Below are 11,446 nucleotides of genomic sequence, written 5' to 3'. Positions count from 1 at the left end.
CCGCCACCGAGCCGCCCACCGCGCTGTCGACGGTCGGCAGCAGCCGCGTCCCCTTCCGCGGCGAACACCAGCCGGGCATCACCGGGCCGGCGCAGGCGCACGGGCACCTCCTCGCCCTCGACCTGGCGCCGGGCGCCGGGCGGAAGGAGGCGGCCGCGCTGCTGCGCCGCTGGACGCGGACGGCCGAGGCGCTGATGGCGGGCGAGACGCCCGCCGCCCGGCTGCACGACACCGGCATCGCCCTGGACGCCGGACCGTCCTCCCTCACCGTCACCTTCGGCTTCGGCCGCACCTTCTTCGACCGCACGGGCCTGACCGCGCGCCGCCCCTCCGCCCTCGCCCCGCTGCCCCCGTTCTCGGCCGACGAGCTGGACGCCGGGCGCTCCGACGGCGATCTGTGGGTGCAGATCGGCGCCGACGACGCCCTGGTCGCCTTCCACGCCCTGCGCGCGCTCCAGCGCGAGGCGGAGGGCACCGCCCGGGTGCGCTGGCAGATGAACGGCTTCAACCGCTCCCCGGGCGCCACCGCCGCCCCCCGCACCGCCCGCAACCTGATGGGCCAGGTCGACGGCACCAACAATCCGAAGGAGACGGACGAGGACTTCGAGCGGCGCGTCTTCGTGCCCGCCGGCGGCGACCCGGAGTGGATGGCGGGCGGCTCGTACGCGGTGGTGCGGCGCATCCGGATGCTGCTGGACGACTGGGAGCGCGTCCCCCTCGACGGACAGGAGAAGGTGATCGGCCGCCGCAAGTCCGACGGCGCCCCGCTGTCGGGCGGCTCCGAGACCACCCCGGTGGACCTGGACAAGCGGGGCCCGGACGGCCGTCCGGCCATCGCCGCCGACGCCCACGTACGGGTGACGGCGCCCGCCTCCAACGGCGGCGCGGCGATGCTGCGCCGCTCCTTCTCCTACCACGACGGCTTCCGCGACGACGGGTCGCCGGACGCCGGGCTGCTGTTCGTCGCCTGGCAGGCGGACCCGATGCGGGGCTTCGTGCCCGTGCAGCGCAAGCTCGACCGGGGGGACGCCCTGTCACGCTTCATCCGGCACGAGGCGAGCGCGCTGTTCGCGGTGCCGGGCGGCGCGCGCGAGGGCGAGTACGTCGGCCAGCGCCTGTTCGAGGGCTGAGACCGGGGGCTGCCCGTCCCCCGGCCGGTCTACTGTGGACGGCATGTCACCCGCGAGCCGCTACACCTACCTGGGCCCCGAGGGCACCTTCACCGAGGCCGCGCTCCGCACCCTTCCGGAGGCGGCCACGCGCGAGCTGGTGCCGATGGTGTCGGTGCCCGCCGCGCTGGACGCCGTGCGCAACGGGGAGGCGGGCGGTTCCCTGGTGCCGATCGAGAACTCGGTGGAGGGCGGGGTCACCGCGACCCTGGACGAGCTGGCCACCGGCCGGCCGCTGATGATCTACCGCGAGGTGCTGCTGCCGATCGCCTTCGCGCTGCTGGTGCGGCCGGGCACCGCGCTGGAGGCGGTCAAGACGGTGACCGGGCATCCGGTCGCCCAGCCGCAGGTGCGCCGCTGGCTGGCGGAGCACCTGCCCGACGCCCAGTGGGAGTCGGCGGCCTCCAACGCGGACGGCGCCCGGCTGGTGCAGGAGGGCCGTTACGACGCGGCGTTCGCCGGAGAGTTCGCGGCGGCGACGTACGGTCTGGAGCCGCTGGTGACCGGCATCCACGACGCGGAGAACGCCGCCACGCGCTTCGTGCTGGTCGGCCGGCCGGGGCGGCCCGCGGCGCGGACGGGCGCGGACAAGACCTCGGTGGTGCTGTGGCTCGGCGACGACCACCCGGGCGCGCTGCTGGAACTGCTCCAGGAGTTCGCGGTGCGGGGCGTGAACCTGGTGCGGATCGAGTCGCGGCCGACGGGTGAGGGCATCGGCCGGTACTGCTTCTCGGTGGACGCCGAGGGGCACATCTCCGACCGGCGGGTGGGCGAGGCGCTGATGGGACTGCGGCGGATCTGCCCGAAGGTGCGCTTCCTGGGGTCGTATCCGCGGGCGGGTGTGGAGCCTTCGCAGACCGCACCGCTGCGGCGGGGGACGACGGACGACGAGTTCGCGGAGGCGGCGGACTGGCTGGCGCGCTGCGTCGACGGCCGCGCCTGAGGGGTGTGCCCGAGAGGTGTGCCCGAGGGGTGTGCGGCGCCCCGCGGAAGTTATCCACAGGGTCGGCGGTCGTCCTGTGTACAACGCGAAACGGCCAAACGGTCATTTCGGACAAAATTCTCGAATCCTCCTTCTCTGTTCACAACGCCCCAGAACCTCCGCATCGGATCAATTCGATTGATCGGCACCCGAGAGGGTGGCATTTCCATCCGAAAAGGCGTGTAGGAGATGCGAGAGGAGGGAATCGATGGGCGAGCGCGAATCCCGTACGCGCACTCCCCTCCGCTTTCCACAGCATTTCCATAGGCCCTGTGGAAAACTCGGCGGTATCCCCCGAGGCTGTGGATAACGATCGCAGCCCCTCCCGGTCAGGGACCGCCTCCGGCCCTCGCCGCGGGCCCGGACGAGACCCGGAAAAGGGCCGGAAGAGGCCCGCGAGAGACCCCTGCGGCCTCGCGCGCACGCCTTTGCCCGCACCCTCGCCCTCGCCTTCGCCCGCGGTCTTCCGCCCCCCTCCACCCCGTCCACCCCCGTACCCCCGGTCCCCTCTGTACGGTGACACCCGCAATTTCCTTGACGACCCCTTTCGCCTTTCCAAGGGGAACGACAAAAGCCGCATAACGCCACGTACCGCCATATCGGGTCGAGCGGGCCGCACGCCCCCGGTACCCTGACGGCGTGATTGACCTTCGCCTGCTCCGTGAGGACCCCGACCGTGTGCGCGCCTCCCAGCGCGCCCGTGGAGAGGACGTCGGCCTCGTCGACGCCCTGCTCTCCGCCGACGAGCGGCGCAGGTCGTCCGGCGTCCGCTTCGACGAACTGCGCGCCGAGCAGAAGCAGCTCGGCAAGCTGATCCCGAAGGCCGCCGGCGAGGAGAAGGCCGAGCTGCTGAAGCGGGCGGGCGAGCTGTCCGCCGCGGTCAAGGCCGCCGACGCCGAGCGCGACGAGGCCGAGGCCGAGGCGCAGCGGCTCCTCCTCCAGCTCGGCAACATCGTCCACCCCGAGGTCCCGGTCGGCGGCGAGGACGACTTCACCGTCCGCGAGACGCACGGCGCCCCGCGCGACTTCGCCGCCGAGGGCTTCGAGCCGAAGGACCACCTGGAGCTCGGCCAGGCGCTGGGCGCGATCGACGTCGAGCGCGGCGCCAAGGTCTCCGGCTCGCGCTTCTACTACCTCACCGGCGTCGGCGCCCTGCTGGAGCTGGCCCTGGTCAACGCCGCGATCGCGCAGGCCACCGAGGCGGGCTTCATCCCGATGCTCACCCCCGCGCTGGTCAAGCCGCGCGCCATGGAGGGCACCGGCTTCCTCGGCCAGGCCGCCGAGAACGTCTACCACCTGGAGAAGGACGACTACTACCTCGTCGGCACCTCCGAGGTCCCGCTCGCCGGCTACCACATGGACGAGATCGTCGAGGCGGACAGCCTCCCGCTGCGCTACGCGGGCTTCTCCCCCTGCTTCCGCCGCGAGGCGGGCTCGTACGGCAAGGACACCCGCGGCATCTTCCGCGTCCACCAGTTCGACAAGGTGGAGATGTTCTCCTACGTGGCACCCGAGGACTCCGAGGCCGAGCACGCCCGGCTGCTGGAGTGGGAGAAGCAGTGGCTGACGGGCCTTGAGCTGCCGTTCCGGGTGATCGACGTGGCCACCGGCGACCTGGGCGCCTCCGCCTCGCGGAAGTTCGACTGCGAGGCGTGGATCCCCACCCAGGGCAAGTACCGCGAGCTGACCTCGGCGTCGAACTGCAACGAGTTCCAGGCCCGCCGGCTGTCCATCCGGATGCGCCGGGACAAGAAGGTGCGCCCGCTGGCCACCCTCAACGGCACGCTGTGCGCGGTGCCCCGCACCATCGTGGCCCTGCTGGAGAACCACCAGCAGGCCGACGGATCGGTCCGCGTCCCCGAGGTGCTCCGCCCCTACCTCGGCGGGCGCGAGGTGCTGGAGCCCGTGTCCCGGTGAGCGGCACGGCACCGGGCCCCGGCACGGCACCGGGCTTCCCGTTCCGGCTGGTCGCCACCGACCTCGACGGCACGCTGCTGCGCAGCGACGACACCGTCTCGGCCCGCACCCGCGACGCGCTCGCCGCCGCCACGGCGGCGGGCGCCGCCCACATCGTGGTGACCGGCCGCGCCGTGCCCTGGACCCGGCACATCCTGGACGAGCTGGGCTACGACGGCCTGGCCGTCTGCGGGCAGGGCTCGCAGGTCTACCACGCGGGCGAGCACCGGCTGCTGACCTCCGTCACGCTCGACCGGCAGCAGGCCCGGCTGGCGCTGGAGAAGATCGAGACGGAGACCGGACCGCTGGCCGTGGCCGCCTCACGGGACGGACTGGACGGCCAGGTGCTGCTCGGACCGGGCTACCGGCCGATCGGCGAGGAGCTGCCCGCGGTCGCCGGGGCCGACCCGGACGAGCTGTGGGCGGAACCCCTGAACAAGCTGTACATCCAGCACCCCGAGCTGGACGACGACACACTGGCCGACGCCGCCCGGCGCATCGCGGGCGACCTGGTGAGCGTGGTGATGGCGGGCGAGGGCATCGTCGAACTGCTGCCGCTGGGGCTGTCCAAGGCCCGCGGCCTGTCGATCGCCGCGCGCCGCCTGGGCCTCTCGGCGACGGCCACGATCGCCTTCGGCGACATGCCCAACGACATCCCCATGTTCGCCTGGTCCGCCCACGGCGTCGCCATGGCCGGCGCCCACCCGGAGCTGCTGGCGGTGGCGGACGAGGTGACCGCGTCCAACGACGAGGACGGCATCGCGGTCGTCCTGGAGCGGCTGCTCGCCGGCCTGTGACCCGCCGACCCGTGGGCGCGCCGTACGCGAGGGGCTTTGGGTCACCTCGGGCCGGCCCGGTTCGGCCCGGTTCGGCCCGGAGCGCTGGGGTCAGCCCGGTGCCGGAGCCTCGCCGGCGCTCTCCAGCACCGCCCGGCAGATCTCGTGGAGCTGCCGGGTCTGCTCGGAGGTGAGGTTGTCGAACAGGGAGAGCCGGACCTGCTCGACGTGGCCGGGCGCGATGCCCTCCAGCTCGATCAGCCCCTCGTCGGTCAGCGTGGCCAGGGTGGTGCGGTGGTCGGCCGGGTGCTGGCACCTGCTGACCCATCCCCTGGCCTCCAGCCGGGCGACCGCGTGGGAGAGCCTGCTGGCCGAGGAGCGGGTGGTCCGGGCGAGCCGGCTCATGGTCAGGGTGCGCTCGGGCGCCTCGGAGAGCATGGCCAGGATCTGGTAGTACGCCAGCGGCATCCCGGCGTCGCGCTGCAACTGCCGGTCCAGTTCCTCGCGTACGCGCTGGGTGGCCGCCAGGAACGCCCGCCAGGTCCGCTGCTCTTCGTCGTCCAGCCACCGTGTCGTGCCCATGCTTCCAGCGTACGAGGCCGGAGGGCGGTGCCCTCCGGCCTCGGTGCGCGGTGTTCCCGTACGCGGTGCGGTGGTCGGCGCCCGGTCACTCCTCGCCGGCGAGGGTGAGGGTGCGCAGCTTCCGCCCGGCGTACCAGGCGCCGGCGACGGTCACCACCGCCAGCAGCACCGCGGCGACCGGCAGTCCGACGTCGGAGGCGATGCCCGCGCCCGGTGCGGTCTTCTCGGCCAGCGCCAGGGCCCACTGCTGGACGCTGAGGGTCCGGGCGCCGGGGACGAGGCTGCCGATCAGCGCCTCCCAGATCAGGGCGTAGACCAGGCCGAAGACGACGGCCTGGCGGCTGACCGTGCCCAGCAGCAGGAAGAGCGCGCTGTAGGCGACGGACGCGGCGACCGCGGCGACCGCGTAGGCCACGGCGATCTGCTGGCTGTTGCCGTTGAGGACGAACCCGGCGATCAGCATGGGGACGGCGGAGAACACCATGGTGACGCCGACGGCGACGGTCAGCTTGGTGAGGATGATCGTCGGCCGCTTCAGCGGCTTGGCCAGCAGGTAGACGATCGAGCCGTCGTCGATCTCCGGGCCGATCGCGCCGGTCCCGGCGATCACGCCGATCAGCGGGACCATGGTGGCCAGCGCGAAACCGCCGAGCACCTGGCCCGCGACGGCGTCGTCGGCGCCGACCAGGAGGCGGACCGCGACGGAGATCACGATCAGTACGACGGGCAGGACGAACAGGATCAGCGCCCGGCGTCGGCCGAGCAGGGCCCGGTAGGTGAGCCGGGCGACCGTGGGGTCGTACATCGGTGTGGGGCTCCTTGGTTCTCAGGCGGTCTCGGGTTTCTCGGGCGGCCCGGGCGTTCTCAGGCCGTGACGAGGTAGGAGAAGACGCTCTCCAGGGACTCGTCCGAGGGCGAGACCGTGAGGAGCCGGATCCCGTGCTCGCGGGCGATGCGCGGGAGCTGCTCGGTGAAGCGCGCGAAGTCGATCGCCTGGACGCGCAGGGCGCGTTCGGACCAGTCGAGTTCGATGCCCGCCGTGCTGGGGTCGGCGATCAGCGCGGCGGCCAGCGCGCGGTCGTCGCTGGACCGCACCAGATAGCGGTGGGGGCGGTCGGTCATCAGGCGGCGGATGCGCCGGAAGTCGCCGGAGGCCGCGTGCCGCCCCGCGACGATCACCTCGATGTGGGAGGCGAGCTGCTCGACCTCCTCCAGGATGTGGGATGAGAACAGCACCGTGCGGCCCTCGGCGCCCATCCGCCGCAGCAGTTCCATCAGCTGCATGCGCTGACGCGGGTCCATGCCGTTGAACGGCTCGTCCAGCAGCAGCACGGACGGGTCGTGGACGAGCGCGGAGGCCATCTTCACGCGCTGCCGCATGCCCTTGCTGTAGGTGGAGACCTTCCGGTCCTGGGCGTACTCCATCTCCACGGTGGCCAGGGCCCGCCGCGCGGCCCCGCCCGCATCGGGCAGGCCGTGCAGCTCGGCGTTGGCCAGCACGAACTCGCGGCCGGTGAGGAAGTCGTACATCGCCTCGCGCTCGGGGACGACGCCGATCTCCCGGTAGACCTGCTCGTTGCGCCAGATCGCGGCGCCGTCGAGGGTGACGGATCCGGTGGAGGGGGCCAGGAAGCCGCCCATCATGTTGATCAGCGTGGACTTGCCCGCGCCGTTGGGGCCGAGCAGCCCGGTGACGCCCGGGCCGATGTCCATGGTCACGTCGTTGACGGCGACCACGTTGCCGAACCAGCGGGACACATGGTCGATGCGGATGGTGGTCATGGGTCAGGCCGCCTTCTCGTTCCTCGTCCGGTGCTTCGCCGTCCGGACCGTCTGCGTTCGGACCTTCGCCGTCCGGACCTTCGCCGTCCGGTCCCCGGTCATCACAGGCCCGCCTTGCGGTAGCGGCCCATCAGCGCCACCCAGCAGCCGGCGATCAGGGCGAGGGTGACCAGGACGTAGACGGCCGCCGCGGCGGCGCCGGGCTCGTGGAAGCCGGGGAAGCCGGAGGTGCCGCCGAGGAACGCCGACTGGATGCCGTCCACCAGCGTGCCGGGGGAGGCCAGGCCGAGCCAGGTGACGGCGGTGGCGCTGCCCGCCTGGAACTCGGCGACCGCCTGGACGGTGGTGACCGCGAAGTAGGGGACGGTGAGCACCGCGATGACCGCGGCGACACCGAAGCCCCGGCGCGGGGTGAGGGCTGCGACCAGCAGGCCGATGCCCGCGTGGAGCACGGAGAACACCGCGGTGGAGCCCAGCCCCTGGAGGAACTGCGTGGTCTGGTCGGCGAAGCCGAGCTTCGCCAGCAGCCCGCCCGCGTACAGCACCACCAGCGGCAGGGAGGTGAACAGGAACAGCGCCGCGGTCATGGCCGCGTACTTGGCCCCCACGTAGTCGACGCGCTCGATCGGACGCGAGAAGTACAGCGGCACGGTGCGGAAGCGCAGGTCCAGGGAGACCGACTGCGGGGCCTGGGCGGCGAGGTAGAGGCCGATGACCGGCTGCATCACCAGCACGTAGTCGGTGTACCGCAGCGGCAGCTCGTCGGCGCCGGTGGTGACGGTGATCGCGACCATGGCGCCCGCGGGCAGGACCATCACGGCCAGCAGGATGAACGGCAGCACCTTGGACTTCGCCGAGCGGCCCAGGCCGTACGCGCCGCGCAGGGACTGGACCAGCAGCGACCACCGGGCGTAGGAGCGGCCCAGGCGGGGGCCGTCGTAGTGGCGGTAGCCGATGTTGTGGATGCTGGCGTCCTCGCCGCGCTGGGCGGGGACGGCGGCTCCGGGACGGGTGCCGGAGTGGTTGCCGGAGTGGTTGCCGGTGTCAGGCCGCATCGGTGCTGCCTCCCTTCTGCGTGCTCTTCCCGGCGGCCCGCTCCGCGGCCTGCTCGGTGGTGCCGGCATTGCCGGTGGTGCCGGTGGTGCCGGACGCGGTGCCGGACGTCTGGAAGACCTCGGCGATGCGGTGCCTGCGCTGCTCCATGCGGACCAGGCCCAGACCCAGCTCCGCGACCGTGTCGCGGACGGTGTCGTGGACGGCCTCGGAGCCCGCCTCGACCAGCAGCACGTGCCCGGCGCCCGGCAGGCCCTCGCCGCCCGCGCCGGGAGGCGCCACGGTGAGCCCGGCCCCGGTCAGGGCGGCGTGCAGGGCGGCGGCGCCGTCGGGGTGGGCGTCGGTGTCGGTGACCTCGACGGCCAGGGTGGTCGTCTCCTGGGTGAAGCTGGCGGTGGAGGAGGAGCGCAGCAGCTTCCCGCCGTCGATGACCACGACGTGGTCGCAGGTGCGCTCCAGTTCGCCCAGCAGGTGGGAGGTGACCAGCACCGAGATGCCGAAGTCGGTGTGGACGCGGCGGATCAGGCCGAGCATGTCGTCGCGGCCGACCGGGTCGAGGCCGTTGGTGGGCTCGTCCAGCAGCACCAGCCGCGGATCGTGGACGAGCGCCTGGGCCAGCTTGACCCGCTGCTTCATGCCCGTCGAGTAGCCGCCCATGGGGCGGTAGCGCTCCTCGTACAGGCCGACGTGGCGCAGGGTGTCGGCGGTGCGCTCGCGGGCGGCGGAGGCGGGCAGGCCGGACATCCGCGCCATGTGGACCACGAACTCGGTCGCCGACACGTCGGGCGGCAGGCAGTCGTGCTCGGGCATGTACCCGACGCGCTCGCGGATGGCGCCGCCCTCGGTGGCGACGTCCAGGCCGAGTACGGAGGCGGTGCCCTCGCTGGCCGGGGCCAGTCCCAGGAGGATCTTGATCAGGGTGGACTTGCCCGCGCCGTTGGCGCCCACCAGTCCGGTCACCCCGGGTTCGATCTGCATGGTGAGCCGGTCGAGCGCGGTCACCCGTGGGTACCGCTTGCTGAGGCTTTCGGTCGCGATCACAGTCACGCCCCCGACCGTAGTGCCGCCGTTCGCCGGTCACCTCACCCCGGGGGCGTGATTGTTCCTCGTTCTGGAGGCGTAGATGCCCCTGAGGGATCCTCCGGCGGGGTAGGTCCTGACAGGGCCCGGTGTCATGCCGGGAAGACCGGCTACCCGGGGGCCGGGAGCGTCGGGCGAGGCGGGAGGAGAGGCTGCGCATGGAGGCGGAGGCGAGTGGTCTGGGGGGCGCGCGGGAGCGGCGCGTGCCCGGGGCGGACGGCGTGGAGCTGTGCGTCGCCGAACTGGGCGAGGCGGTGGGAGCGGACGGGAGCCGCCGCCCCACGGTGGTCCTGCTGCACGGCTACCCGGACTCCAAGGAGGTCTGGGCGCCGGTGGCCGAACGGCTGGCGGAACGCTTCCACGTGGTGCTGTACGACGTGCGCGGCTGCGGCCGGTCCGCCGCCCCGGAGCCGCTGCGCGGCGGCTTCACCCTGGAGCGGCTGACCGGCGACTTCCTGGCGGTCGCGGACGCGGTCAGCCCCCGCGACCCGGTGCACCTGGTCGGGCACGACTGGGGTTCGGTGCAGGGCTGGGAGTTCGCGACGGCCGAGCGCACCCGGGGCCGGATCGCCTCCTTCACCTCGATGTCCGGGCCGTCCCTGGACCACTTCGGGCACTGGTTCCGCAGGCGGCTGACCCGGCCCACCCCGCGGCGTCTGGCCCAGGCGCTGGGGCAGGGCGCCCGTTCCTGGTACGTGTACGCGATGCATGTGCCCGTCCTGCCGGAGCTGGCCTGGCGGGGGCCGCTGGGCAGGGCCTGGCCGGGCATGCTGCGGCGCTCCGAGGGCATCTCGGGCGGCGGCCACCCCGCGCCCTCGCTGCCGCGCGACGCCGCGCACGGCCTGTGGCTGTACCGCGACAACGTGCGGGCCCGGATGCGCCGGCCGCGCGAGGCCCCCTACGCCCATGTGCCCGTGCAGCTCGTCACCCCGACCGGCGACCCGTTCCTCTCCCCCTCGCTACGGGACGAGGCGGAGCGGTGGACGCCCCGCCTGACGTGCCGCACCCTGCGGGCCGGCCACTGGGCGCCGCGTACCCGGCCCGACCGGCTGGCCGCCTGGATCGGCTCGTTCGTCGAGGACTGCGAGGCTTATGGGGCGGACGGGGCGGACGGGGCGGGCGGGGCGGACGGAGAGCACGGGGCGCATGGGACGCACGGCGGCGGGGAGGTGGGCGCACCGGCGACGATGCGGCGCGGCGGCCGCCGCGGGCGCCGGGGGCGCGCGCGGCAGGAGGAGTACGCGGAGCACTTCGGCGGCCTGCTGGTGCTGGTCACCGGCGCGGCCCGGGGCATCGGCCGCGAGACCGCGCTGGCCTTCGCCCGGGCCGGAGCCCGGGTCGTCGCCGTGGACGTCCGGGGCGAGGAGGTCGCGCGTACGGCCGAGCTGGCCCGGCGGGCCGGCGCGCAGGGCGCGTGGGCCGAGACCGTCGACGTCGCCGACGCGGCGGCGATGGAGGCGCTGGCCCGGAAGACGGCCGCCGAGCACGGCGTGGTGGACGTGCTGGTCAACAACGCCGGGATCGCGGCGGCCGGGCCGTTCCTGGAGCACACCGCGGACGACTGGGAGGCGGTCCTGGGCTCCAACCTGTGGGGCGTCATCCACGGCTGCCGCCTCTTCGGGCGGCAGATGTCCGAGCGGGGGCAGGGGGGCCACATCGTCAACGTCGTCTCCTGCGCCGCCTACGAGCCCTCCCGGGCCCTGCCCGCGTACTGCACCTCCAAGGCGGGGGCGCTGATGCTCAGCCAGGTGCTGCGCGCGGACCTGGCCGGCGAGGGCATCGGGGTCTCGGCGGTCTGCCCCGGCATCGTCAGCACCTCGATCATCGAGGACACGCGCTTCCGCGGCACCGACGGGCGGGACGCCGAGCGCCGCCGCAGGAGGGCCCTGCAGGTCTACCGGATCCGCAGGTTCGCCCCGGAGAGGGTCGCCGACGCGGTGCTGCGCTCGGTGATCCGGAACAAGGCGGTGGTCCCGGTGAACCTGGAGGCGTGGGGCGGCGTGGTGCTGGCCCGGCTGGCGCCGAGCGCCCTGCGGGCGTTCGCCCGGATCAACGTGCGGGCGTGA

At 73.6% G+C, this 11,446-nt stretch carries 10 protein-coding genes; 5 read left to right on the top strand and 5 right to left on the bottom strand.

The annotated features are described in order from the left end of the window. The 4 genes from efeB to ACLIYP_RS13680 form a co-directional block, all read left to right on the top strand. Positions 1-1,130 (top strand): iron uptake transporter deferrochelatase/peroxidase subunit (efeB, locus tag ACLIYP_RS13695; protein ID WP_412713396.1); only part of this gene is annotated, 1,130 nt, incomplete at its 5' end. A gap of 43 nt (positions 1,131-1,173) precedes the next feature. Next, positions 1,174-2,112, top strand: coding sequence for a prephenate dehydratase (gene pheA / locus ACLIYP_RS13690; protein ID WP_412713395.1), 939 nt, complete (start codon positions 1,174-1,176; stop codon positions 2,110-2,112). 678 nt (positions 2,113-2,790) lie between these two features. Continuing rightward, entirely contained in the window at positions 2,791-4,068 is a 1,278-nt protein-coding gene (gene serS / locus ACLIYP_RS13685; protein ID WP_412713394.1) for a serine--tRNA ligase, read from the top strand. After that, positions 4,065-4,904: an HAD family hydrolase gene (locus ACLIYP_RS13680; protein WP_412713393.1), complete on the top strand. Its 840-nt coding sequence runs from the start codon at positions 4,065-4,067 to the stop codon at positions 4,902-4,904. Before serS ends, ACLIYP_RS13680 begins: the two co-directional genes overlap by 4 nt. Positions 4,905-4,994: 90 nt before the next feature. Here the strand turns inward: ACLIYP_RS13680 and ACLIYP_RS13675 are convergent, their stop codons facing one another. The 5 genes from ACLIYP_RS13675 to ACLIYP_RS13655 all read right to left on the bottom strand — a co-directional run bounded on the left by ACLIYP_RS13675 (position 4,995) and on the right by ACLIYP_RS13655 (position 9,341). Next, positions 4,995-5,465: a MarR family winged helix-turn-helix transcriptional regulator gene (locus ACLIYP_RS13675; protein WP_412713392.1), complete on the bottom strand. Its 471-nt coding sequence runs from the start codon at positions 5,463-5,465 to the stop codon at positions 4,995-4,997. An 85-nt stretch (positions 5,466-5,550) separates the two neighbouring features. Continuing rightward, a complete protein-coding gene (locus ACLIYP_RS13670; RefSeq protein WP_412713391.1) occupies positions 5,551-6,270 on the bottom strand; it encodes an ABC transporter permease subunit in 720 nt (239 codons plus the stop codon). Positions 6,271-6,329: 59 nt separating this feature from the next. Continuing rightward, the gene (locus tag ACLIYP_RS13665) at positions 6,330-7,247 is read right to left on the bottom strand and encodes an ABC transporter ATP-binding protein (protein WP_412713390.1); all 918 of its coding nucleotides are present in this window, start codon (positions 7,245-7,247) and stop codon (positions 6,330-6,332) included. Positions 7,248-7,348: 101 nt separating this feature from the next. Then, a complete protein-coding gene (locus tag ACLIYP_RS13660) occupies positions 7,349-8,302 on the bottom strand; it encodes an ABC transporter permease (protein ID WP_412713389.1) in 954 nt (317 codons plus the stop codon). Continuing rightward, on the bottom strand, positions 8,292-9,341 hold the full coding sequence (locus tag ACLIYP_RS13655) for an ABC transporter ATP-binding protein (protein ID WP_412713400.1): 1,050 nt from the start codon (positions 9,339-9,341) through the stop codon (positions 8,292-8,294). The genes ACLIYP_RS13660 and ACLIYP_RS13655 overlap by 11 nt, the downstream gene beginning before the upstream one ends. Positions 9,342-9,538: 197 nt before the next feature. On the opposite strand from ACLIYP_RS13655, the gene ACLIYP_RS13650 reads away from it, so the two are divergent. Next, a complete protein-coding gene (locus ACLIYP_RS13650) occupies positions 9,539-11,446 on the top strand; it encodes an SDR family oxidoreductase (protein ID WP_412713388.1) in 1,908 nt (635 codons plus the stop codon).

This window comes from Streptomyces nanhaiensis (assembly GCF_046614825.1).
GTDB classification, from domain to species: domain Bacteria; phylum Actinomycetota; class Actinomycetes; order Streptomycetales; family Streptomycetaceae; genus Streptomyces; species Streptomyces radiopugnans.
Note: the sequence above shows the minus strand (reverse complement) of the source record. Positions and strands in the feature narration are given on the sequence as shown.